This is a genomic window from Citrobacter sp. Marseille-Q3906, assembly GCF_916618775.1.
Lineage (GTDB): Bacteria > Pseudomonadota > Gammaproteobacteria > Enterobacterales > Enterobacteriaceae > Citrobacter > Citrobacter murliniae.
The window spans coordinates 308,973-331,630 of sequence record NZ_CAKAKA010000003.1 but is presented as its reverse complement, the minus strand read 5'-3'; the positions used below and the strand labels follow the sequence as shown (position 1 = coordinate 331,630).

The 22,658-nt window shown below is 51.8% G+C and carries 23 protein-coding genes and 1 pseudogene; 11 read left to right on the top strand and 13 right to left on the bottom strand.

The features are described from left to right. Positions 1-236: 236 nt before the first annotated feature. The 5 genes from livF to livK all read right to left on the bottom strand — a co-directional run bounded on the left by livF (position 237) and on the right by livK (position 5,130). Positions 237-950, bottom strand: coding sequence for a high-affinity branched-chain amino acid ABC transporter ATP-binding protein LivF (gene livF, locus LG384_RS18910; protein ID WP_136345540.1), 714 nt, complete (start codon positions 948-950; stop codon positions 237-239). Between the two features lies 1 nt (position 951). Beyond that, positions 952-1,719: a high-affinity branched-chain amino acid ABC transporter ATP-binding protein LivG gene (livG, locus tag LG384_RS18905; protein ID WP_003023438.1), complete on the bottom strand. Its 768-nt coding sequence runs from the start codon at positions 1,717-1,719 to the stop codon at positions 952-954. Further along, a complete protein-coding gene (gene livM / locus LG384_RS18900; RefSeq protein ID WP_045448520.1) occupies positions 1,716-2,993 on the bottom strand; it encodes a branched chain amino acid ABC transporter permease LivM in 1,278 nt (425 codons plus the stop codon). Before livM ends, livG begins: the two co-directional genes overlap by 4 nt. Next, positions 2,990-3,916 carry a high-affinity branched-chain amino acid ABC transporter permease LivH gene (gene livH, locus LG384_RS18895; protein WP_045448521.1) on the bottom strand — a complete coding sequence of 309 codons (927 nt, stop codon included), beginning with the start codon at positions 3,914-3,916 and terminating at the stop codon, positions 2,990-2,992. Before livH ends, livM begins: the two co-directional genes overlap by 4 nt. Before the next feature lie 104 nt (positions 3,917-4,020). Continuing rightward, positions 4,021-5,130 (bottom strand): high-affinity branched-chain amino acid ABC transporter substrate-binding protein LivK, encoded by a 1,110-nt coding sequence (gene livK, locus LG384_RS18890; RefSeq protein ID WP_200013231.1) that lies wholly within the window; start codon positions 5,128-5,130, stop codon positions 4,021-4,023. Between the two features lie 616 nt (positions 5,131-5,746). On the opposite strand from livK, the gene panM reads away from it, so the two are divergent. Then, positions 5,747-6,130, top strand: a complete 384-nt coding sequence (gene panM, locus LG384_RS18885; protein WP_045449824.1) for an aspartate 1-decarboxylase autocleavage activator PanM — start codon at positions 5,747-5,749, stop codon at positions 6,128-6,130. Next, positions 6,111-6,182 (top strand): annotated as a pseudogene (locus LG384_RS18880) (hypothetical protein); the annotation flags it as partial. The gene panM and the pseudogene LG384_RS18880, both read left to right, overlap by 20 nt. A 159-nt stretch (positions 6,183-6,341) precedes the next feature. Here LG384_RS18880 and livJ read toward each other — a convergent pair. The 5 genes from livJ to ftsY form a co-directional block, all read right to left on the bottom strand. Further along, positions 6,342-7,445, bottom strand: a complete 1,104-nt coding sequence (livJ, locus tag LG384_RS18875) for a branched chain amino acid ABC transporter substrate-binding protein LivJ (protein ID WP_225761376.1) — start codon at positions 7,443-7,445, stop codon at positions 6,342-6,344. A gap of 270 nt (positions 7,446-7,715) precedes the next feature. Then, positions 7,716-8,570, bottom strand: a complete 855-nt coding sequence (rpoH, locus tag LG384_RS18870; RefSeq protein ID WP_045448525.1) for an RNA polymerase sigma factor RpoH — start codon at positions 8,568-8,570, stop codon at positions 7,716-7,718. 254 nt (positions 8,571-8,824) lie between these two features. Continuing rightward, complete coding sequence (gene ftsX, locus LG384_RS18865; RefSeq protein ID WP_045448527.1) at positions 8,825-9,883, bottom strand: permease-like cell division protein FtsX; 1,059 nt, start codon at positions 9,881-9,883, stop codon at positions 8,825-8,827. Further along, positions 9,876-10,544 (bottom strand): cell division ATP-binding protein FtsE, encoded by a 669-nt coding sequence (gene ftsE / locus LG384_RS18860; protein WP_006687468.1) that lies wholly within the window; start codon positions 10,542-10,544, stop codon positions 9,876-9,878. Before ftsE ends, ftsX begins: the two co-directional genes overlap by 8 nt. A 2-nt stretch (positions 10,545-10,546) precedes the next feature. Further along, positions 10,547-12,067, bottom strand: a complete 1,521-nt coding sequence (gene ftsY / locus LG384_RS18855) for a signal recognition particle-docking protein FtsY (protein ID WP_048222954.1) — start codon at positions 12,065-12,067, stop codon at positions 10,547-10,549. 151 nt (positions 12,068-12,218) lie between these two features. Here ftsY and rsmD point away from each other — a divergent pair, with 151 nt between their 5' ends. Together rsmD and LG384_RS18845 are read left to right on the top strand one after the other, a co-directional pair. Then, the gene (rsmD, locus tag LG384_RS18850) at positions 12,219-12,815 is read left to right on the top strand and encodes a 16S rRNA (guanine(966)-N(2))-methyltransferase (protein ID WP_045448532.1); all 597 of its coding nucleotides are present in this window, start codon (positions 12,219-12,221) and stop codon (positions 12,813-12,815) included. Next, positions 12,805-13,080 carry a DUF1145 family protein gene (locus LG384_RS18845; protein WP_045448534.1) on the top strand — a complete coding sequence of 92 codons (276 nt, stop codon included), beginning with the start codon at positions 12,805-12,807 and terminating at the stop codon, positions 13,078-13,080. The genes rsmD and LG384_RS18845 overlap by 11 nt, the downstream gene beginning before the upstream one ends. 44 nt (positions 13,081-13,124) lie before the next feature. Here the strand turns inward: LG384_RS18845 and LG384_RS18840 are convergent, their stop codons facing one another. Next, positions 13,125-13,484, bottom strand: coding sequence for a DUF2500 domain-containing protein (locus tag LG384_RS18840; RefSeq protein ID WP_045448536.1), 360 nt, complete (start codon positions 13,482-13,484; stop codon positions 13,125-13,127). Between the two features lie 141 nt (positions 13,485-13,625). Here LG384_RS18840 and LG384_RS18835 point away from each other — a divergent pair, with 141 nt between their 5' ends. Further along, positions 13,626-14,252: a lysoplasmalogenase gene (locus LG384_RS18835; protein ID WP_045448538.1), complete on the top strand. Its 627-nt coding sequence runs from the start codon at positions 13,626-13,628 to the stop codon at positions 14,250-14,252. Positions 14,253-14,327: 75 nt separating this feature from the next. Then, a complete protein-coding gene (zntA, locus tag LG384_RS18830) occupies positions 14,328-16,526 on the top strand; it encodes a Zn(II)/Cd(II)/Pb(II) translocating P-type ATPase ZntA (RefSeq protein WP_225761375.1) in 2,199 nt (732 codons plus the stop codon). 50 nt (positions 16,527-16,576) lie between these two features. Here zntA and tusA read toward each other — a convergent pair whose 3' ends face one another. Next, the gene (gene tusA, locus LG384_RS18825) at positions 16,577-16,822 is read right to left on the bottom strand and encodes a sulfurtransferase TusA (protein WP_003827551.1); all 246 of its coding nucleotides are present in this window, start codon (positions 16,820-16,822) and stop codon (positions 16,577-16,579) included. A gap of 168 nt (positions 16,823-16,990) precedes the next feature. Here tusA and LG384_RS18820 point away from each other — a divergent pair, with 168 nt between their 5' ends. Both LG384_RS18820 and LG384_RS18815 read left to right on the top strand, forming a co-directional pair. After that, positions 16,991-17,656, top strand: a complete 666-nt coding sequence (locus LG384_RS18820; protein ID WP_045448542.1) for a 7-cyano-7-deazaguanine/7-aminomethyl-7-deazaguanine transporter — start codon at positions 16,991-16,993, stop codon at positions 17,654-17,656. Between the two features lie 72 nt (positions 17,657-17,728). Then, positions 17,729-18,286: a DcrB family lipoprotein gene (locus tag LG384_RS18815; protein ID WP_045448544.1), complete on the top strand. Its 558-nt coding sequence runs from the start codon at positions 17,729-17,731 to the stop codon at positions 18,284-18,286. A 3-nt stretch (positions 18,287-18,289) separates the two neighbouring features. Here the strand turns inward: LG384_RS18815 and LG384_RS18810 are convergent, their stop codons facing one another. Further along, positions 18,290-19,507: an MFS transporter gene (locus LG384_RS18810; protein ID WP_045448546.1), complete on the bottom strand. Its 1,218-nt coding sequence runs from the start codon at positions 19,505-19,507 to the stop codon at positions 18,290-18,292. Positions 19,508-19,639: 132 nt separating this feature from the next. Here LG384_RS18810 and LG384_RS18805 point away from each other — a divergent pair, with 132 nt between their 5' ends. From LG384_RS18805 to LG384_RS18795, 3 genes are all read left to right on the top strand, one after another. After that, positions 19,640-20,686, top strand: a complete 1,047-nt coding sequence (locus tag LG384_RS18805; RefSeq protein ID WP_045448548.1) for an AI-2E family transporter — start codon at positions 19,640-19,642, stop codon at positions 20,684-20,686. Between the two features lie 452 nt (positions 20,687-21,138). Then, complete coding sequence (locus LG384_RS18800; RefSeq protein ID WP_144243109.1) at positions 21,139-21,516, top strand: hypothetical protein; 378 nt, start codon at positions 21,139-21,141, stop codon at positions 21,514-21,516. Positions 21,517-21,584: 68 nt separating this feature from the next. Then, positions 21,585-22,646, top strand: coding sequence for a class I SAM-dependent methyltransferase (locus tag LG384_RS18795; RefSeq protein ID WP_225761374.1), 1,062 nt, complete (start codon positions 21,585-21,587; stop codon positions 22,644-22,646). Positions 22,647-22,658 lie beyond the last annotated feature (12 nt).

Genomic DNA, 22,658 nt, shown 5'->3' with positions numbered 1-22,658 from the left:
TGCTCGAATGACAGAAAAATAACTTTTTTATTACAAAAAAAAGATAGTAAGGCGACAAACAGATGGCAAGGCAGTGAAGGTTATGAGAGGAGAAAGTGGGAGCTAAGACACGTATAGATACGGTGCTGCTTATGAACACTCTGCAGGATGACAACGCTGGTGCGTTTAATCCGGCCTACGATCACGTGTAGGCCGGATTAAGCGTTTACGCTGCCATCCTGTAGTGCCGCAAAGGGCTAACCGCCGAGATACGCGCTGCGTACCGCTTCGTTGGCAAGCAAGGCGTCACCGGTATCGGATAGCACCACATGACCGTTTTCCAGCACGTATCCGCGGTCGGCGAGCTTCAGCGCCTGGTTGGCGTTCTGCTCAACGAGGAAGATTGTCATCCCCTGCTCGCGTAGCTGCTCGATGGTGTTAAAAATCTGCTGAATAATGATCGGTGCCAGCCCCAGGGAAGGCTCATCAAGTAGCAGCAGGCGCGGTTGACTCATCAATGCACGACCAATCGCCAGCATCTGCTGCTCGCCGCCGGACATGGTCCCTGCGCGCTGGATACGGCGCTCATGCAGGCGGGGGAACAGATCATATACCCACTTGATGCGTTCCTGAAACTGGTCACGCTCAGCAAAGAAGCCGCCCATCGCCAGGTTCTCTTCCACCGTCATACGGGAAAACACACGACGTCCTTCCGGAACAATCGCTACCGCTTCACGCATAATTTTCGCCGTCTGCCAGTCGGTAATATCTTTACCGTCAAAGACAATATGCCCGCTTGTCGCACGCGGATCGCCGCACAGCGTACCGAGCAGCGTCGTTTTCCCTGCACCGTTGGCACCAATCAGCGTCACGATTTCACCCTGGTTAATATACAGGCTGACGTCGTGCAGCGCCTGGATCTTGCCGTAGTGGGCACTGACTTTGTCAAAGGACAACATGACTTTTTCCATCTTACGCCTCACCAAGGTATGCGCGGATCACGTCCGGGTTATTACGAATCTGTTCCGGCGTCCCGTTCGCCAGCGGCGTGCCCTGGTTCACCACATAAATACGGTCAGAAATGCCCATCACCAGTTTCATGTCGTGTTCAATCAGCAAAATGGTGGTGTTGTGATGATTACGTAGTTCGGCAATCAGCTCGTCCAGCTCTTTAGTCTCTTTCGGGTTGAGACCCGCAGCGGGTTCGTCGAGCATCAGGATTTCCGGCTGCGTGACCATACAACGGGCTATCTCCAGGCGACGCTGATCACCGTACGCCAGGTTACTGGCCTGACGGTTGGCATGCTCCAGCAGACCAATACGCTCCAGCCAGGTAGCGGCGCGGTCCAGCGCTTCACTCTGTGCACGACGGAACGACGGAGTCTTCAGCAAACCAGAGAACACGCCCGTTTTCAGTTGCTGATGTTGTGCTACCAGCAGGTTTTCAATCACCGTCATTTCACGAAACAGACGCACATGCTGGAAGGTGCGCACCACGCCCATACGGGCGATTTGCTGGCCCGGTAGCCCTTCCAGGTGCTGGTCACGCAACTTGATCGTGCCGCCGGTCGGCTTATAAAAGCCGGTCAGGCAGTTGAAGACCGTAGTTTTTCCCGCGCCGTTTGGCCCGATTAACGAAACGATCTCCTGCGGCCTCAGCTCCAGCTCAACGTTGTTGACCGCCAGCAGTCCACCGAAGCGCATCATCAGGCCGTTAACGGATAATAATGGCTGACTCATGCCTGCTCTCCTTTTGCTTGACCGTTTTTCAGCTTCAACTGTGGACGGGTCATCGGCAGCAAGCCCTGTGGACGCCAGATCATCATCAGTACCATTAAACCACCCAGCATCAACATGCTGTATTCATTGAAATCGCGCATCAGCTCGCGTGATACAACCAGCAGGACAGCCGCCAGGATCACCGCAAACTGCGACCCCATTCCCCCCAGGACGACAATCGCCAGCACAAAGGCGGATTCGGCAAAGGTAAAAGATTCCGGGCTGACAAAGCCCTGGCGCGCGGCAAACAACGTTCCGGCAAAGCCGGCAAACGCAGCGCTGATAGTAAAAGCGGTCAGTTTGATGCGCGTTGGGTTTAGGCCCAGCGAACGACAGGCAATTTCATCTTCACGCAACGCTTCCCATGCGCGACCCAGCGGCATACGTAACAGACGGTTAATGACGAAAAGCGAGAAGACCACCAGCAGCAGCGCCACCAGATAAAGGAAAATCACGCGGTCAGACGGATCATACTTCACGCCAAAGAAGTTGCTGAAGGTATCCCAGCCGCCTTCGCGGGCACTACGACTGAACTCAAGGCCGAAAAAGGTTGGTTTCGGGATCTGGCTGATACCGTTCGGACCACCGGTCACTTCAGTATTGTTGAGCAACAGAATACGAACGATCTCGCCAAAGCCCAGCGTCACAATCGCCAGGTAGTCACCACGCAGGCGCAGCACCGGGAAGCCGAGCATAAAGCCTGCAGCTGCCGAAACCAGCCCTGCCAGTGGCAGGCAGGTCCAGAAACCAAGACCGTAATAGTGGTTCAGCAGCGCGAAGGTGTAAGCGCCAATCGCATAAAAACCACCGTAGCCCAACACTAACAGACCGGAAAGACCAACCACGACGTTTAAGCCCAGACCGAGGATGATATAAATCATCGTCAGCGTGGCGATATCCACCGTCCCACGTGACACCATGAATGGCCATGCCACGGCGATGACCAGCAGCGCCACCAGGAACAGCTTTTGTTTGACAGTTGAGCCGTCAATCGCTGGCAGAATAAACTTCGGTCCGGAGACGCTTTTCAAGCTCTTCTGGAACACCGGACGCAGCAGCTGGAACAGAAAAACGACTCCAGTGCCAATAAACACCCACTGCCAGCGAATATCACTGGCGACATCAACAACCAGCTTAGTGCCATCCAGCTCTAGCTGGACGCCCATAAAGACACCCGCCAGGATGAAAAACATAACGGCAGAGAGCAGCGCCATCGCAAAATGCATTGGTTTCATACTTTCTCTACCTCCGGACGACCCAGAATACCGGTCGGCATCACCAGCAGCACCAGAATCAGCAGTGCGAACGACACCACGTCTTTGTATTCCGTACTCAGATAAGCAGAGGAAAGCGCTTCAGCTACGCCCAGAATCAGGCCGCCGATCATCGCACCAGGAATGCTGCCAATACCGCCGAGAACCGCAGCAGTAAAGGCTTTCATCCCGGCCATAAAGCCAATATACGGATTAATTACGCCGTAGAACTGACCGAGCAGCACACCCGCCACCGCCGCCATCGCCGCACCAATCACAAAGGTCAGCGCAATGACGCGGTCAGTGTTGATACCCAGCAGACTGGCCATTTTCAGGTCTTCCGCACAGGCGCGGCAGGCGCGTCCCATACGTGAATAACGGATAAAAATGGTCAGCGCCAGCATCGCCATGAAGGTCACTATCCAGATAACCAACTGCATGGTAGTGATGGAGGCAGAAAAGTTTTCGCTACTGCCGATAGTCCATTGACCGTTAAACAGGCTTGGCAGCGCCACATCACGCGAGCCTTCCGTCAGGCTGACGTAGTTTTGCAGGAAGATAGACATCCCGATCGCAGAAATCAGCGCAATCAGACGCTTGGAGCTACGCACGGGCCGGTATGCCACGCGCTCGATACTCCAACCGTAGGCGCTGGCAATCACGATAGCACCGATAAATCCGGCCGCCACCAGCAGCCAGCTGGTATCAATGCCCATCATCATCAGCGCGGCGATAATCATAAAGGAGACATAGCTGCCGATCATATACACCTCGCCGTGGGCGAAGTTGATCATGCCGATAATGCCGTACACCATCGTGTAACCGATGGCGATCAGCGCATAGGTGCTTCCCAGCGTGACGCCGTTAAACATCTGCTGCAAAAAATAGAGGAACTGCTCGGACATAAAATAACCTTTCCAAACCCGCCCGGACGGGATATTGAATCCACTCTAAATAATTCGAGTTGCAGCCAACGCACCTGCGATTCGAAGTATAACGAGTGGCTGCCTTATTTGGCGGCGGTGGAAGAACCATCCGCGTGCCACTGGAAGACACCAAACTCAAATCCCTTCAAATCGCCTTTTTCGTCCCAATTCAGCGGCCCAATCACGGTGTCAGCCCCGTGAGCTTTCAGATCTTTCACTAGATCCAGCGGTTCTTTGCTACCGCTACGATCCATAGCTGTCGCCAGCGACTGTACGGCGGCGTAGGTGATCCATACATAAGGTCCGGTTGGATCTTTCTTGTCAGCTTTGAGCGCATCCACGATACCTTTATTCGCCGGATCCTGGTCATAGCGTTTTGGCATCGTAACCAGCATGCCTTCAGCGGCATCACCTGCAATGTTGGACAGTGAGGCATTACCCACACCTTCTGGTCCCATAAACTGAGTTTTCAGACCAACAGAACGGGCCTGGCGCAGCATTTGTCCCATCTCCGGGTAATAGCCACCGTAGTAAACGAAGTCGATGTTCTCTTTTTTCAGGCGAGCAATCAGCGCAGAAAAATCTTTTTCACCCGCGGTGATCCCATCAAAGAAGACAATATTGGCTTTGCCCGCTTTCAGGCTGTCTTGTACCGAACGCGCAAGACCTTCGCCGTACTGCTGTTTATCGTGGATGATGGCGATACGCTGGGGCTTCACCGTCTCCAGAATATATTTCGCGGCGGTCGGTCCCTGGGAGGAGTCCAGACCTGCGGTACGCATGATGTGCGCGTAGCCGCGTTGCGTCAGTTCCGGGTTGGTGGCTCCCGGGGAGATCATCAAAATACCTTCGTCTTCGTAGATATCGGAGGCTGGCTGAGTGGAGGACGAGCACAGGTGACCAATAACATACTGAATGCCGTCGTTAACGATTTTGTTCGCCACAGCCACAGCCTGTTTCGGATCGCAGGCATCGTCATATTCCACGCCCACCAGCTTGTCGCCTTTGATCCCGCCTTTAGCATTGATATCTTTAATTGCCTGACGTGCGCCATTAAATTCCATATCGCCCCACTGCGCGACCGGGCCTGACATCGCTCCGACAACAGCGACCTTAATATCTTCCGCCATGGCAGTGTGCGACATTGCCAGTGCTATCACTCCCGCGATGATTGTTTTCGCATTCCGTTTCATTAACTGAATCCCCATTCGTGATGTGTTTACACTTCATCCTTCAAGCTGCCTCAGTGTTGGCTACCTTCGCTCACCCCAGTCACTTACTTATGTAAGCTCCTGTGGATTTAATGAGGGACATCCCTGTCCCTCACCGAAGGCAGCCTTTGGCTGTTCAAATTCGTTCCAGACGAATTTGTCACTCCCTTGCCGCCTTGATGCAACTTGAATGATTTTGCGTATATATTTTGTATTTATATGGTTAAAAAGCAGACTGTGCTTTTTTTGAACTGCGCTATTTTTACCAGTCTCATTAATGGCTTAGCGCAGATTTTTAAGCATAATCAGGCTAAAATCTCTATTTTTCAGTCGATTAAGAAAAGATAATATTCTGCTTTTCACTATAGATAAACAAAAAAAAGTGCGTTTGTCAGCATAAAATAACGGCATAATGAGCGGAATAAAATGCTGCATTCCAGGGTATTATCCTGCCTGTTTTTCAATCTCTAATGTTTCAAACTGTCATTATCGTTGTTACAAAACTATTAACCTGGTTATTCGCATAAAAAAGAGAAAGCGTCCGGGTGAATTATTTCGGTACACTGATTTCATCTTTTGTGATTTGGACATGCTGTCAATGAAGCTGACCATCATTCGTTTAGAAAACTTTAGCGCTCAGGATCACATCGATCTGGGCAAAATCTGGCCTGAATATTCCGCCTCATCCTTAAGCGTAGATGACGCCCACCGGATCTATGCTGCGCGTTTTAACGAGCGTCTGCTGGGAGCGGTACGTGTGACACTGAGCGGTACGCAAGGCGCGCTGGATTCATTACGTGTTCGTGAAATCACGCGTCGTCGAGGCGTCGGGCAGTATTTAGTTGAGGAGGTTCTCCGGGATAACCCGGACGTTTCATGCTGGTGGATGGCGGATGTTGGCGTCGAGGACCGAAATACCATGGCCGCGTTTATGCATGCGTTAGGGTTTACTGCGCAGGCGGATGGCTGGGAGAAAAGATAAAATAACCACCTCGCAATTTTCCAAGAATTTCGCGTTGCAGGAAGGCGGCAAGGGAGTGACAAATTCGTCTGGAACGAATTTGAACAGCCAAAGGCTGCCTTCGGTGAGGGACAGGGATGTCCCTCATTAAATCCCCGGGAACTTACATAAGTAAGTTCCCGGGGGAGAATAACGCAGCCAACGCCCCTGCAGCGCGAAAGGCGCAGGAAAATTATTTGGCGTCGGTTGCAGTACCGTTAGCGTGCCAGTCGAACACGCCAAACTCGAAGCCTTTCAGATCACCCTTCGAATCCCAGGACAGCGGCCCCATGACGGTTTCCACTGAGTTTGCTTTCAGGTATTTGGCAATTTCAGCTGGATCTTCAGACTGGTTCAGACCGGCCTGCAAAGACTGCAGTGCAGCGTAGGTCGTCCACACGAAGGCTCCGCTCGGATCCTGTTTCTTGGCCTTAATCGCATCTACGATTGGTTTGTTCGCAGGAACCTGATCGTAGTTCTTCGGCTTGGTTACCAGCAACCCTTCAGCAGATTCACCGGCAATGTTAGACAGCGATACGTTCGCAACTCCTTCCGGCCCCATAAACTGCGTTTTCAGACCTGCGGCGCGCGATTGACGTAAAATCTGCCCCATTTCCGGGTGATAACCACCATAGTAAACAAAGTCGATGTTCTCTTTCTTCAGGCGCGCTACCAGGGTAGAGAAGTCTTTTTCACCGGCGGTGATCCCGTCAAAGAATACTACGTTGGCGTTGCCTTTTTTCAGACCGTCCTGCACTGCGCGCGCCAGACCTTCACCATACTGCTGCTTATCGTGGATGATAGCGATGCGCTGCGGCTTCACTTTTTCCAGAATGTATTTCGCGGCGGTTGGCCCCTGATCGGAGTCCAGGCCGGTCGTACGCATAACCAGGTTATAGCCACGCGCAGTCAGTTCCGGTGCCGTAGCCGCCGGGGTGATCATCAGAATACCTTCATCTTCATAAATATCTGATGCTGGCTGAGTGGATGATGAGCAAAGGTGGCCGATAACGTATTTGATCCCGTCGTTGACCACTTTGTTAGCAACCGCTACCGCCTGCTTAGGGTCACAGGCGTCGTCGTATTTCACTACGACCAGTTTGCCACCCTTAACGCCACCTTTTGCGTTGATGTCCGCAATCGCTTGTTCTGCACCGGTAAATTCCTGGTCGCCATACTGCGCCACCGGGCCCGACATCGCGCCGACGACGGCAACCTTAATATCCTTAGCAAACGCCATATTGCTCAAAGACAGGGCGATACATCCTGCCAATAACGCTTTACCCTTCATATTCATCCTGACAATCCCCATTATTGTGGTTATTACGTGTGTTGTGATGTTGTTGTTCAGCACTTTATTTCAATTATTGGATAGCCACCCGTGCTTTAGCAGCATACTCTGCTAAAACATACCCGATTTTTATTATTTTGGAATAGCTAAATTTGACATGCAGATAACAACTTGATGACAAAAAGCATAGACCTCAGGAGAGAGCAGGAGAGATAAAAACAAAAAACCCCGGATTTTCATCCAGGGTTTATAAGCATTTCCAGGTTTACTGGAAGGTTACGCTTCGATTGCCGCGCGCAGTTTTTTCATGGCGTTCTTTTCAAGCTGACGCACACGTTCAGCGGAGACGCCGTAGCGATCGGCCAGTTCCTGCAACGTCGACTTGTTGTCTTCGTCCAGCCAACGGGCACGAATGATGTCCTGGCTACGCTCGTCCAGACCCTGCATTGCGTCGGTCAGTCGGTTAGCCGCCTGCTCTTCCCAGTTGTCATCTTCGATGCCGTCAGCAAAGTTAGACGATTTATCCTGCAGATAAAGCACCGGAGCCATCGGCTGGCTGTCGGACTCGTCGTCCGAAGACATGTCAAACGTCATGTCCTGCGCCGCCATACGGGATTCCATTTCGCGGACGTCTTTGCTGGAAACACCCAGCTCACGAGCAACCATTTCAACTTCATCCTGATTAAACCAGCCCAGACGCTGCTTGGTTTTACGCAGGTTAAAGAACAGCTTACGCTGTGCTTTGGTGGTCGCGACTTTAACGATACGCCAGTTACGCAGAACGTATTCGTGGATCTCAGCTTTGATCCAGTGCACGGCGAAGGAAACCAGGCGCACACCCACTTCCGGGTTGAAACGGCGCACGGCTTTCATCAGGCCGATATTACCTTCCTGAATCAGATCCGCCTGCGGCAGGCCATAGCCCGCATAATTACGAGCAACATGAACAACAAAGCGCAGGTGAGACAGGATCAGCGTTTTAGCTGCTTCCAGATCGCCCTGGTAATGCAGCTTTTCAGCCAGTGCCCGCTCCTCGTCAGCCGACAACATCGGCCACGCGTTCGCAGCCCGGATGTAAGACTCCAGGTTACCAACAGGGGCTAAAGCTAAATTTTGCATTTCTTTGGTCATTCAAATCCTCTCAATCTGTATCATCTGGCGCGATGGAAAACCAATAGCAACAACCATGCCAGAGCTTATGAGCAACGAGAATATCATTCAATCTTTTATCAGACAGTGATTTTATCCACAAGTTCCATGTCGTATTGTGTATAAATTACGCACAAAATGTGACATCACGATGAATGCGCCGGGAAGAGAAAACAGTGACTCTTTCCCTGCAGAGCGAACTACTCAGTGCAGGGAAAGATTATACCAGAGATTTTTTAATCGGGGGTAAAGTGGCGTAAATGTTGAACCGTGGCAAGCCAGGCGGCCACCCAGCCAATCATCGAGCACACCAGCAGAAGCAGCAGGCATTCATCAAATGATAAGCCATTGATATCAAACTTTGTTCCAAAAATCTGCGCCACTTCTGTTACCGCTGACGACAGCCGCATCACCAAAATTTCTGACAAAATCAGTGAAAGAAATGCGCCAGAAAAACCTAACAGCGCCCCACCGTAGAGGAACGGTCGCAGGATAAATCCATCCGTTGCACCAATCAGTTTCTGTACGTTAATGGTATCGCGACGAGCAAAGATACTCAGACGTACACTGTTACCGATGACCAGGAAGACCGCTGCCACCATCAGCACGCCAATCATCGCTGACACACGCCCAACCAGTCCCGTCAGCGCAGCCAGCCGCGCAAACCAGCTGTCATCCATGCGAACTTCATCAATACCATTGATTTGCGTAATACGGTCACGCAGCGTATTCAGCGACTCCGTGCCCTGGAAATCCAGTTTCGGGATCACCACCGCCACAGCCGGAAGCGGGTTCTCTTCCAGCATATCCAGCGCACCACCAAAACCGGACCAGTTGCGGAATTCGCCCAGCGCATCATCGCGGGAAAGATAATTCACTTTCTCCACGCCCTGCTCTGCCTGCAATTGACCCACCACCCGCGCCGCCGCATCGTCATCCAGCGTTTTTTGCAGATAAACAGTGATCTGCGGGGACGGATAATACTGGCTTGCCGCCTGGTTAACGTTCTTATAAACCATGTAGCAGACGCTTGGCAGCGTCAGGGAGATGGCGATTACCATCACCGTCAGGAATGTCGCCAGTGGCTTACTTTTCAGATCCTGTAACGCCCCCTGGAATGCATAGCGCACCTGCTCGTTAAAGACGTTGGTTTTACGCGAGTTCGGCTTCGGCGATGATTTTGCACGCTTTGGCGCGTTGCGACCACCGTCCCCCGGAGCACCGCCCGATTTACGGAAGCGGTCCAGTCGGCCACCAAACTGTTTAATTTGATTGATAGCGTCGCGCCTATTCATGAGCCAGGCCTCCATGCAGATGTCCATCGCTCAGGACAAGCTGACGATATGAACGTCGGGAGATCAGCCCAATATCGTGCGTTGCCATTAATACCGTTACTCCTACGCGGTTAAACTCTTCAAACAAGCGTAAGATCCCTTCCGACAGCGCATCGTCGAGGTTCCCTGTAGGTTCATCCGCCAGAAGTACCGCAGGCTTATTCACCACCGCACGGGCAATCCCCACGCGCTGCTGTTCGCCGCCGGAGAGTTGAATCGGGAAGTTCTTCGCTTTGTCCAACAGCCCGACCTTGTCCAGTGCCGCCGACACGCGGCGACGGATATCGTCCCCGCTGGCACCCGCAATAATGAGCGGGATGGCTACGTTGTCAAAAACGGTTCGGTCCATCAACAGATGGTGATCCTGAAAAATCATCCCGATCTGACGGCGCAGAAACGGCACTTCACGGTTTTTTAAACGGCTAATGTCATGCCCGCTGAAGTAGATTTTCCCGGCGCTGGGCCGCTCAATTCCACAGATCAGCTTCAGCAGGGTACTTTTCCCCGCACCGGAGTGGCCGGTCAGAAACGCCATCTCGCCAGGCTGCATATGGAATGTAACTCCCTGCAGCGCTTGTCTCCCACCGAGATAGGCCTTGCTGACATGTTCAAAGCGAATCATTGTTAATCCTCTCGGGCAAAAAGTGCCTCTATAAAATCGTCCGCTTTAAACGGACGTAAATCCTCGATACGTTCGCCCACGCCGATATAACGGATAGGGATGCCAAACTGGTCGGCAACCGAGAAAATTACTCCACCTTTCGCCGTACCGTCCAGCTTGGTCAGGGTAATACCGGTCAATCCCACCGCTTCATGGAACAGTTTGGCCTGGCTTATTGCATTCTGCCCGGTACTGGCGTCAAGGGTCAGCATAATTTCATGCGGCGCATCCTCGTCCAGCTTCTTCATGACACGAACGATTTTTTTCAATTCTTCCATCAGGTGCGCTTTGTTCTGCAAGCGACCCGCAGTATCAGCGATCAGCACGTCAACGTTACGCGCCTTCGCAGCCTGAATAGCATCAAAGATAACGGATGCTGAATCCGCGCCGGTATGCTGAGCAATCACCGGGATGTTGTTACGCTGACCCCAGACCTGCAGCTGTTCTACCGCCGCAGCACGGAAGGTGTCCCCGGCTGCCAGCATCACCGACTTACCCTGCTGCTCAAACTGGCGCGCCAGCTTACCGATGGTGGTCGTTTTACCCACACCGTTCACACCCACCATTAAAATAACAAATGGCGTTTTACCATCAACATTCAGCGGTTCATCAACCTTTGCCAGAATCTCGCCCATTTCATCTTTCAGCAGACCATACAGCGCTTCTGCATCACGCAGTTGCTTGCGGCTGGCGCCTTCCGTCAGATTGGCGATGATCTTGCGGGTGGTTTCTACACCCACGTCAGCGATCAGTAACTGCTCTTCCAGCTCTTCAAACAGATCATCGTCGATCTTTTTACCACGGAACAGACTGATAAATCCGGAACCGAGGTTTTCTTTTGTTTTCAGCAAGCTGCGTTTAAGACGCGCAAAGAAACCTTCTTTCGTCGGCTTTTCCTGCTCCTGCGCGGCCTCTTCTTCTACCGTTTCCTCTACCAAACCCTCTTCCGCTGGGGTGTCTTCAACCGGTACAACAGTTTCGGCTTCTTCCACCGCCACGGCTGCCAGCGCCTGCGCTTCCAGCTCTTCGTCAGTCAGTTGCGGTTCGTTATCCGCTTCTTCTTCAACCGCCTCCACAATTTCAACGGTTTCCGCTTCGGCCTGCCACTCCTCAGGTGAAGTTTCTTCAGCTTTCACCTCTTCCGGCAGCGGCAACTCTTCGCGTTCAATAACCTCAACGGCGGCCACTGTCGGTTCAGGTGCTTCAACAACCGGCTGAACATGTTCGGCAACGGGCTCTATTTCAGGCTGCAGCTTTTCGATTTCCGCAACCTGTTCCGTGACTTCAACAACTTCAGCAGCAAAAGCTTCTGATTCCGCTTCACTATGCGTTTCCTGCGCGCGAGGTTGTTCCTCTACGACGACAGTTTCTTCGGCAACCGATTGTTGTTCTTCGTTTTTTAATTCTGTCTCGTTTTCCGGTGCCTGCTCTTTTTGACCAAAGCCCAGCCAGGAAAAAAAGCCACGTTTTTTCTCTTTCGCCATTTGCGACTACACTCCCCCGCTGTTGCTTCATGGCACAGCGTCAACGCTATGTACATAGCAGCTATAAAAATGATGAAATAGTCTATCACTTAACTCAACTCACATCACCGCCTGGAACGACATGCTATAGGCGGATTGAGCAATAATCGAAATGAAAAAACCGAATCACTCAGGCAGCGGTCAGATCCGCATTATTGGCGGGCAATGGCGGGGCCGTAAACTCCCGGTTCCGGACAGTCCCGGTTTACGACCGACGACCGACCGAGTCCGCGAAACATTGTTTAACTGGCTGGCCCCGGTGATGGTCGACGCGCGCTGCCTCGACTGCTTCGCCGGAAGCGGCGCGCTGGGGCTGGAAGCCCTCTCCCGCTATGCAGCAGACGCCACGCTGCTGGAGATGGACCGTGCGGTATCGCAGCAGTTACAAAAGAATCTTGCCACACTTAAGGCAAGCCATGCCCGCGTCATCAACACCAACACGCTCGCGTTTCTGGCCCAGGCGGGTACGCCGCATAATGTGGTGTTTGTTGATCCACCTTTTCGCAAAGGTTTACTGGAAGAAACATTAACTCTTCTGGAAACAAACAACTGGCTGGCAAACGAGGCGTATATTTACGTGGAAAGCGAAGTTGAAAACGGTCTGCCTCCGGTTCCTGTTAACTGGTCGTTGTATCGCGAAAAGGTAGCCGGACAGGTCGCCTATCGCCTGTATCAACGCGAAGCCAAAGGAGAGCACAATGCTGATTAATCTGGGACGCTTATTGATGCTGTGCGTCTGGGCCTTTTTACTGCTTAATATTTTTCAGCCGTTTCCACGCCCACTCAACATCTTCGTTAACGTTGCACTGGTGTTTATGGCACTGATGCATGGGATGCAGTTAGCGCTGTTAAAAAGCACGTTGCCAAAAGATGGCCCGCAGATGACCCGCGGTGAGAAAATCCGCATTTTTCTGTTTGGCGTGTTTGAGCTACTGGTCTGGCAGAAGAAAATTAAGACTCAGTTGAAGAAGTAACCGCAATGCCGGATGGCGGTTTACGCCTTATCCGGCCTGCTCAATTACGGTTGTGCGCTAAACCCCTCAAAGCGCGAGCCTTTGTAACTCAGCGTGCCCTTGTCCCCGACCGTTAATGCATGATATTGCTGCGCATCAAGACGAAATGTCTGCTCCAGACCTCCATTTTGCGGCTTGAAGCTCGCTTCATAACGCATGCTGGTGCCCGCCGGAGTCACTTCCTGCTGGCGTGAACGCCTGTCGTTAAGCGGCTTTTCTCGTTTATTACTTACCACCACCTGCTTTTGCACCAGCGGTGCGGCATCATTATCCGCTTTTTCACGTCGCTGCTGAACAAAGCGAAACGATGCGGCGATAACAATTAATACAATGATAACAATGAAAAAAAGTGGTGGTTTACTCATATTATTAACCCATCAGAAAATGCGGAAATAAGCATAACCTGCCTGTTATGGTGTTGTCATCTGGCGCTATCGGCCTCTACACTGGTCAGAAGAGCCGTAGGCACCCCGCTTACGAAAAAATAACGAATTCAAGGAACTAAGATGCTTTGGTCGTTTATCGCTGTCTGTCTTTCCGCATGGCTGTTTGTGGATGCCTCTTATCGTGGCCCCGTCTGGCAACGTTGGGTCTTTAAGCCACTCACATTATTACTCCTGCTGTTACTGGCCTGGCAGGCACCAATGTTTAACGCCGTCAGCTACCTGGTGCTGGCCGGCTTGTTTGCCTCACTACTGGGCGATGCACTGACACTGTTGCCACGTCAACGCCTGTTGTATGCCGTGGGCGCGTTTTTCCTGTCGCATTTGCTGTATACCATTTATTTCGCCAGCCAAATGACACTGTCGTTCTTCTGGCCACTGCCGTTGGTGCTGCTGGTGATGGGAGCCTTACTGATCGCCGTGATCTGGACGCGACTGGAAGAGCTTCGCTTAGCAATATGTACCTTTATCGGCATCACCCTGATGATGGTATGGATGGCCGGTGAGCTCTGGTTCTTCCGCCCAACTGCCCCGGCGCTGTCAGCATTTATGGGGGCCGCGTTACTGTTTGTCGGCAATATTGTCTGGCTGGGAAGTCATTATCGTTGCCGCTTCCGCGCTGATAATGCAATTGCCGCCGCCTGCTACTTTGCCGGACATTTCCTGATTGTTCGTTCGCTGTATCTTTAAAAATGCTTGACTCTGGAGTCGACTCCAGAGTGTATCCTCCGGTTAATACGAAATGATTATCGACCGGAGGATGCCATGTCGACACCAGATGCCAATGGCAAAAAGGCCCCACAGTTTTCTTCATTCAAGCTTGCTCCTGCACCACAGAAGGCAGATGACTGCTGCTGTGAAGGGAGTTGCTCAACCCCACCGCCCGTTTCCGATGCCGTTGAAGGTACTCGCTATTCCTGGAAAGTAGCGGGTATGGATTGCGCTGCTTGCGCCCGTAAAGTTGAAAATGCGGTCCGTCAGGTCAGGGGTGTCAATCACGTTCAGGTGCTGTTCGCGACTGAAAAACTGGTGGTCAATACCGACGCCGATATCCGCCAACAAATTGAAAACGCGGTGCAAAAGGCAGGCTATACCCTGCGCGATGAGCAGGCTCCGCAAGAGGCCCCCGAGTCCCGATTTAAAGAGAACCTGCCGCTGATTACGCTAGTCATCATGATGGCTATCAGTTGGGGACTGGAGCAGTTCAATCACCCCTTTGGTCAGATGGCGTTTATCGCCACCACGCTGGTTGGTCTGTATCCCATTGCCCGTCAGGCCCTGCGCCTGATGAAAACCGGCAGCTACTTCGCCATTGAAACACTGATGAGCGTTGCCGCCATTGGCGCGCTGTTTATTGGTGCCACGGCTGAAGCCGCGATGGTTTTACTGCTGTTCTTAATTGGCGAACGCCTGGAAGGATGGGCAGCCAGCCGCGCCCGTAAAGGCGTCAGCGCCCTGATGGCACTGAAACCAGAAACCGCCACACGCCTGCATAATGGCAAGCGTGAAGAGGTCTCCATTAATACTCTCCAGCCTGGCGACATTATCGAAGTTGCCGCGGGTGGACGTTTACCTGCCGATGGCAAACTGGTCTCCGATTTTGCCAGTTTTGATGAAAGCGCACTCACCGGCGAATCTATCCCGGTTGAACGCGCAACCGGCGAAAAAGTCCCGGCGGGCGCAACCAGCGTCGACCGTCTGGTCACACTTGAAGTTCTCTCTGAACCCGGTGCCAGCGCCATTGACCGCATTCTGAAACTGATTGAAGAAGCCGACGAGCGTCGCGCGCCCATTGAGCGTTTTATTGACCGCTTCAGCCGGATTTACACCCCAGCTATTATGGCGGTTGCCCTGCTGGTCACCCTCGTGCCGCCGCTGCTGTTTGCTGCATCCTGGCAGGAGTGGATTTATAAAGGGCTGACGCTGTTGTTGATTGGTTGTCCATGCGCATTGGTTATCTCTACGCCTGCAGCGATCACCTCCGGTCTGGCAGCAGCGGCACGTCGTGGGGCGCTCATTAAAGGCGGTGCGGCACTGGAACAACTGGGCAGAGTCACTCAGGTGGCGTTTGATAAAACCGGAACGCTGACTGTAGGTAAACCCCGCGTAACAGCCATTCATCCAGCGAGCAATATCAGCGAGTCCGAACTCCTGGCACTGGCGGCGGCGGTAGAACAAGGTGCCACGCATCCACTGGCACAGGCGATTGTTCGCGAAGCACAAACCCGTGAATTGACCATCCCAGGGGCCAAAGCACAGCGTGCGCTGGTTGGTTCAGGCATTGAAGCGCAGGTTAATGGCGAACGCGTGCTGATTTGCGCCGCAGGTAAGCAACCTGCCGAAGCCTTTACCGGGCAGATAAGTGAACTGGAAAGCGCAGGACAAACGGTAGTGCTGGTGCTGCGCAACAATGCCGTGTTGGGTGTAATTGCCTTGCAGGATACGTTGCGTGACGACGCCCGCACCGCCATCAGCGAGCTTCATCAGTTAGGTGTGAAAGGTGTGATCCTCACCGGCGATAATCCACGAGCGGCAGCAGCGATTGCCAGTGAACTGGGTCTGGAGTTCAAAGCCGGGCTACTGCCGGAAGACAAAGTTCGGGTGGTAACCAGCCTGAACCAGCAGTCGCCTCTAGCAATGGTCGGTGACGGAATTAACGACGCTCCGGCAATGAAAGCCGCCACTATCGGCATTGCAATGGGAAGCGGGACCGACGTCGCGCTGGAAACCGCAGACGCCGCCCTGACCCATAACCGTTTGCGTGGTCTGGTACAAATGATTCAACTGGCGCGCGCCACTCACGCCAATATTCGTCAGAATATTGCGATTGCGCTGGGACTGAAGGGAATTTTTCTGATTACCACACTGCTCGGGATCACCGGATTGTGGCTGGCGGTGCTGGCAGATACGGGGGCGACGGTTCTTGTGACTGCCAACGCGTTGCGGCTGTTACGTAAAGGATAACGCGTTTTGTCGGCCGGATGGGACGCTTTAGCGTCGGCATCCGGCAGCGATTACTGACCCTTACGCACTAAATAACGGTACGGCAGAGAGTCGGTCTCTTTTGCCACCAACTCATGCTCCATAAACGTGCAGAAGCCGGGAATATCGCGGGTTGTCGCCGGATCGTCCGCGACAATCAGCAGCGTTTCTCCGGCCTGCATGCCGCGTACGGTTTTACGCACCATCATTACCGGTTCCGGGCAGCGCAGTCCCTGTGCATCAAGGGTATGGTCGGGAGAGGTAAACAAATCGCTCATCATTATCTCGTTCAATAAAAAACGGCGTTATTTTACGCTCTGTTGGTCAGTAAGCCAATCAGGTTAACGATTGCGTGAAAAACAACCATTGCAATGTGCTCTTAAAGCAGTATCATGCGACGGTTTTTTATTGGGTTCCCTCACCCCATCCAACAAAAAGGTCACAATATGACTCCGTTTACACAAACTCAGCGCGTAAAAGCGTTGTTCTGGCTATCGCTATTTCATCTGCTGGTGATCACCTCCAGCAACTATCTGGTGCAGCTTCCGATCTCCATCTTTGGTTTTCATACCACATGGGGTGCTTTTAGCTTTCCGTTTATTTTCCTCGCAACCGACCTGACCGTACGTATTTTTGGCGCGCCGCTGGCACGACGCATCATCTTTGCAGTGATGGTCCCCGCGCTGCTGATCTCATATGTTATTTCAGCACTGTTTTATATGGGATCCTGGCAGGGATTCGGCGCGCTGCTGCACTTTAACCTGTTTGTTGCCCGTATCGCCGCCGCCAGCTTTATGGCCTACGCACTGGGACAAATTCTGGACGTGCATGTCTTCAACCGTCTGCGTCAGAACCGTCGCTGGTGGCTGGCACCCACGGCTTCAACGTTGTTTGGCAATATCAGCGATACGCTGGCCTTCTTCTTTATCGCCTTTTGGCGTAGCCCGGATGCCTTTATGGCAGAGCACTGGATGGAAATCGCGCTTGTTGATTACTGCTTCAAGGTGCTGATCAGTATTATTTTCTTCCTGCCGATGTACGGCGTGCTGTTGAATATGTTACTGAAAAGGCTGGCAGATAAATCCGAAATATCGGCATTGCAGACGAGTTAAAGGTTCATTTTCCGAGTTGTGATAAGATGGACGAATGAGCCGTTATGGCCGTTTATCGAAAGGAAGAAGTCAATGCGCAATCTGGTTAAATATGTCGGTATTGGCCTGCTGGTTATGGGGCTTGCGGCCTGTGATAATAGCGATTCAAAAGCGCCAGCAGAGGGTGCTGCCGCAGAAAGTAGCGCTACCGGACAACCGGTTAGCCTGCTGGATGGCAAACTCAGTTTTTCCCTGCCAGCAGACATGACCGATCAGAGCGGCAAGCTGGGTACTCAGGCCAACAACATGCACGTGTACTCTGATGCTACCGGCCAAAAAGCAGTGATTGTGATTGTCGGCGACGATACCAGCGAAGACCTGGCTGTTCTGGCAAAACGTCTGGAAGATCAGCAGCGCAGCCGTGACCCGCAGTTACAGGTGGTCACTAACAAGTCGATTGAACTGAAAGGTCACACTCTTCAGCAGTTAGACAGCATCATCTCCGCGAAAGGCCAGACTGCTTACTCTTCCGTGGTACTGGGGAAAGTCAACAACCAACTGCTGACTCTGCAAATCACGTTGCCTGCTGACGATCAGCAGAAAGCGCAGACTACCGCAGAAAATATCATTAACACCCTGGTTATCCAGTAATCGTTAAGATGATGATGCGGCCTCCGATGATGCAATCGGGGGCCGTTTTTTTAGCCTCCAGGTCAGCAGGAACGCCACCGCAACCAGCCCGGCTGCCGCCAGATAGATAACTGGCACGTCCGCCCATGTCATCACCAACCCCGCCAGCGGCCCGGTGACCCCTAGCGATAAATCCATAAACACCGTATAAGTTGCCAGCGCAGCACCCTGATTCTGTTGCGGTACAGCTTTTACCGCCACTACGCCCAACGCGGGGAAGACCAGCGAGAATCCCGCACCTGCCAGCAAAACGCCTATTTTCGCCATCCACGGCATGGATGCCATCCCTACCAGCAGCAGCCCAACGATCTCTACGCTGAAGCAGATCATCGCCACATTCAAACCACCTAACCGATTGATACCATTTGGGAATAACAAACGAGTACCGACAAACGTGCAACTGAACAGCGTTAGCGCAAATGCAGCACCGTCCCAACCTTTGGCGTCATAAAACAGCGTAATAAAGGTGGCGATCACCCCAAATCCTGCGGAGGCCAGCGCCAGCGCCATGCCATACAACCAGACGCGTCCGAGTACCGCGCGAAACGGCAGCGGTTTGCCCTTGCTGGCCTTCACTGCCGGGCGAGGGAGTGCCAGCAGTATCGCCAGTAGCGCCACCCCCATGACGGTTAATGCCAGTCCTTGTAATCCGCCCCAGGCATAGCACAGTACGCCTAGTGGTGCGCCTATCGCCATCGCGCCGTAGGTGACGATGCCATTCCACGAAATCACCCGGCCAATGTGTATTGACCCCACTACTCCCACGCCCCACAACGTGGATCCCGTGCCAGCAAAACTTTGCCCAATTCCCAGTATCACGCGTCCCAGACACAGCAGCAGCAAACTCGCCATTGGCCAGCCGCTGGTCGAACCTGCCAGCAAATAGCCCAGACCACTTAAAAAGCAGCCACACAGTCCGAAAACTACGATCTTCTTCGGCCCCAGCAGATCGGCATATCGACCAGCATGGGGACGACTCAGTAGCGTGGCGAAATACTGCAGGCTAATCACCAGTCCGGCCCAGAAGGCGCTAAAGCCCATAACATCATGGACATACCCCGGCAGAACCGCGAGCGGCAAGCCGATAGTCAGGTAGCTGGCGAAGTTAAACATCACCACGGAGACAATGCGCAGATTGAGACGTAATCCGCTAAACGTTGGTTCAGCGACGGGTTCGGGCATGGAGGGTCACCACATTTTTACAACAGTGTTTCATATCTACCATGTTGCAGAAGAGAAATCAGCAGCCAGATTAGGAATATCTGTCGCAAGCCAGCCGCTACACTTAATGCAAAACGTAAAAAGGAAGAATACATGACAACCTCTCCGCCCGATAAAACGGGTTTGCACATTCTGCTCAAACTTGCCGCTCTGGTTGTTATCCTCGCAGGCATACATGCCGCCGCAGATATTATTGTGCAACTACTGCTGGCCCTCTTTTTTGCCATTGTATTGAATCCACTGGTCACCTGGTTTATTCGCCGGGGAGTACGTCGACCGATCGCCATTACGCTGGTAGTGATGGTGATGTTGATCGTTCTCACCGCGCTGGTGGGTGTTCTTGCTTCCTCAGTCAATGAGTTTATCGGCATGCTGCCAAAGTACAACAAGGAGCTAACACGCAAGGTACTGTATCTGCAGGATATGATGCCCTTTCTTAATCTGCATATGTCGCCAGAGCGCATGCTACAACGCATTGATTCTGACAAGCTGATGACCTTTACAACCACGCTGATGACCGGAGTTTCCGGTGCGATGGCAAGCGTCGTCCTGCTGGTAATGACGGTGGTATTTATGCTGTTTGAAGTACGCCATGTCCCCTACAAAATGCGTTTTGCGCTGAATAATCCGCAAATCCATATTGCTGGTCTTCATCGGGCATTAAAGGGCGTCTCTCACTATCTGGCGCTAAAAACGCTACTCAGCCTATGGACAGGAGCTATCATCTGGCTTGGGCTTGCGCTAATGGGTATTCAGTTTGCTCTGATGTGGGGCGTACTGGCATTCCTGTTAAATTACGTACCCAATATTGGTTCCGTCATTTCCGCCGTACCACCGATGATCCAGGCACTGTTGTTCAATGGCATCTACGAATGCGTGCTCGTTGGCGCACTTTTTCTGGCGGTACATATGGTGATTGGTAACATCCTTGAGCCACGCATGATGGGACATCGCTTAGGATTGTCGACGCTGATCGTATTTCTCTCCTTGCTGGTATGGGGATGGCTACTCGGCCCGGTAGGAATGCTGCTCTCCGTACCATTAACCAGCGTGTGCAAAATTTGGATGGAAACCACCACAGGCGGCAGCAAACTGGCTATTTTACTTGGACCAGGCAGACCCAAAAGCCGGCTTCCCTGAAAAAACTACCAACCGGGGTAGTTCTTACACGACCATTAAACTGGTATAAGCGTAGATATATATGCCGATTTGCCATAAATAAGATAATGAAAATGAGTTCATTATCTTATTTAAGTGAATACATTAAATTCATGAATTGAATATACAAAACAATAAATTTCAAAAGTCATTTAACCCAAACCAACCCTCTATATTTAAAGGTTATTTCCATTGATATCGTTTGCTTGACAACCTATACTTATCACCGACAATAGCGACGTAGACTTTCCGTTGCAGAAAAACATAGAATATTATACTCAGGTAATTCCATCACCTTGCTATCAGTCTTGTGAAATAGACCACAAATTTAGCTTAAATAAAATCACAAGGTGATGCGGGTGATCATTATTTCGCAGCTTATTATTTAACACGTATAAACAGTACTTTGATAGGGAGTTTTAATGAAACAGTATATTAAATGGTTTGCGGCAATTGCTGTTGTCGGTGCGCTGGCAGGTTGTGCGCGTACCGCGCCGATTGATCAAGTACACTCCAGCGTTAGCGCAGGGCACACTCAGGATCAGGTTAAAACCGCAATTCTGAAAGCAGGCGTTCAACGCCAGTGGATCATGTCTGAGGTTAGCCCTGGCGTCATCAAAGCACGTCAGCAAACCCGCGATCATGTGGCTGAAGTCCGTATTACCTATACCGCCACCAGCTACGACATCAAATATGACAGCAGCCTCAATCTGCAGGCTTCAGGCGGGAAAATTCACAAAAACTATAACCGCTGGGTGCGCAATCTGGATAAAGACATCCAGATCAATTTGTCAACCGGTGCCAATCTGTAATTATGCCTAAAGTCGGGCCGATAAGGCCCGATACTCTAACTATCTGCCATTTAACAGGTTGTTCCCACATGTACGAACAGGATTCGCTTAGCGCACTGGATGCCATTACTGAAGCACAACGAATCGCATTTGCCCCTATGCTTTTTCAAACCGCGTTGTGCCTGCGAAATGCGGGAGTACTCGCCTGGCTGGACAAGCAAGGTAAACGCGGCGCGACACTCGACGAAATTACTGAAAACAGTACCATCAACGAATATGCCGCCAGCATACTGCTGGATATGGGGTTAAGCGGGCGAATCATTACCTATAAAGAGGGGCATTATTACCTCGCTAAAGTCGGTCATTTTCTTTTACATGACACGATGACGCGTGTGAATATGGATTTCACCCAGGATGTTTGTTATCAGGGTTTGTTCTATCTGGAGAATGCGCTGAAAGAAGGAAAACCCGCTGGATTAAAAATCTTTGGTGACTGGCCAACAATCTATCCCGCTCTGTCGCAATTACCGCCGGCTGCGCGTGAAAGTTGGTTTGCTTTCGATCATTACTATTCAGATGGGGCATTTGACGCCGCACTGCCATATGTATTCGCCAGCGCCCCTGCAACCCTGTACGATATTGGCGGAAATACCGGGAAATGGGCATTACGTTGTTGTCAACATGATGACAATATTGCAGTAACCCTATTAGATTTACCGCAACAAATTGCACTTGCACGTGAAAATATCGAAAATGCAGGATTATCTCATCGCATAAATTTCCATCCTGTGGATATGCTTAGCGATTCGCCTTTACCCGCCGAGGCGGATATCTGGTGGATGAGCCAATTCCTGGATTGTTTTTCTCCGGAACAAATTATCACCATGCTTAGCAATATTGCCCGCGTGATGAAACCCGGCGCAAAGTTGTGCATTATGGAACTGTTTTGGGATGCCCAAAAATTTGAAGCGGCCTCATTTAGCCTGAATGCGTCTTCGCTTTATTTTACCTGTATGGCGAATGGCAACAGCCGTTTCTACAGCGTAGAGAAGTTTTATCACTATCTGAATCAGGCAGGATTTCAGATAGATGAACGCCACGACAACTTAGGTGTTGGACATACTTTATTGATATGTCAGAAGAAAAAATAATAAACAATCGGA

Excerpts from the sequence above, each read along its gene's own strand:
- livF (WP_136345540.1), bottom strand. The coding sequence starts at position 950 with ATGGAAAAAGTCATGTTGTCCTTTGACAAAGTCAGTGCCCACTACGGC.
- livG (WP_003023438.1), bottom strand. The coding sequence starts at position 1,719 with ATGAGTCAGCCATTATTATCCGTTAACGGCCTGATGATGCGCTTCGGT.
- livM (WP_045448520.1), bottom strand. The coding sequence starts at position 2,993 with ATGAAACCAATGCATTTTGCGATGGCGCTGCTCTCTGCCGTTATGTTT.
- livH (WP_045448521.1), bottom strand. The coding sequence starts at position 3,916 with ATGTCCGAGCAGTTCCTCTATTTTTTGCAGCAGATGTTTAACGGCGTC.
- livK (WP_200013231.1), bottom strand. The coding sequence starts at position 5,130 with ATGAAACGGAATGCGAAAACAATCATCGCGGGAGTGATAGCACTGGCA.
- panM (WP_045449824.1), top strand. The coding sequence starts at position 5,747 with ATGAAGCTGACCATCATTCGTTTAGAAAACTTTAGCGCTCAGGATCAC.
- livJ (WP_225761376.1), bottom strand. The coding sequence starts at position 7,445 with ATGAATATGAAGGGTAAAGCGTTATTGGCAGGATGTATCGCCCTGTCT.
- rpoH (WP_045448525.1), bottom strand. The coding sequence starts at position 8,570 with ATGACCAAAGAAATGCAAAATTTAGCTTTAGCCCCTGTTGGTAACCTG.
- ftsX (WP_045448527.1), bottom strand. The coding sequence starts at position 9,883 with ATGAATAGGCGCGACGCTATCAATCAAATTAAACAGTTTGGTGGCCGA.
- ftsE (WP_006687468.1), bottom strand. The coding sequence starts at position 10,544 with ATGATTCGCTTTGAACATGTCAGCAAGGCCTATCTCGGTGGGAGACAA.
- ftsY (WP_048222954.1), bottom strand. The coding sequence starts at position 12,067 with ATGGCGAAAGAGAAAAAACGTGGCTTTTTTTCCTGGCTGGGCTTTGGT.
- rsmD (WP_045448532.1), top strand. The coding sequence starts at position 12,219 with ATGAAAAAACCGAATCACTCAGGCAGCGGTCAGATCCGCATTATTGGC.
- LG384_RS18845 (WP_045448534.1), top strand. The coding sequence starts at position 12,805 with ATGCTGATTAATCTGGGACGCTTATTGATGCTGTGCGTCTGGGCCTTT.
- LG384_RS18840 (WP_045448536.1), bottom strand. The coding sequence starts at position 13,484 with ATGAGTAAACCACCACTTTTTTTCATTGTTATCATTGTATTAATTGTT.
- LG384_RS18835 (WP_045448538.1), top strand. The coding sequence starts at position 13,626 with ATGCTTTGGTCGTTTATCGCTGTCTGTCTTTCCGCATGGCTGTTTGTG.
- zntA (WP_225761375.1), top strand. The coding sequence starts at position 14,328 with ATGTCGACACCAGATGCCAATGGCAAAAAGGCCCCACAGTTTTCTTCA.
- tusA (WP_003827551.1), bottom strand. The coding sequence starts at position 16,822 with ATGAGCGATTTGTTTACCTCTCCCGACCATACCCTTGATGCACAGGGA.
- LG384_RS18820 (WP_045448542.1), top strand. The coding sequence starts at position 16,991 with ATGACTCCGTTTACACAAACTCAGCGCGTAAAAGCGTTGTTCTGGCTA.
- LG384_RS18815 (WP_045448544.1), top strand. The coding sequence starts at position 17,729 with ATGCGCAATCTGGTTAAATATGTCGGTATTGGCCTGCTGGTTATGGGG.
- LG384_RS18810 (WP_045448546.1), bottom strand. The coding sequence starts at position 19,507 with ATGCCCGAACCCGTCGCTGAACCAACGTTTAGCGGATTACGTCTCAAT.
- LG384_RS18805 (WP_045448548.1), top strand. The coding sequence starts at position 19,640 with ATGACAACCTCTCCGCCCGATAAAACGGGTTTGCACATTCTGCTCAAA.
- LG384_RS18795 (WP_225761374.1), top strand. The coding sequence starts at position 21,585 with ATGTACGAACAGGATTCGCTTAGCGCACTGGATGCCATTACTGAAGCA.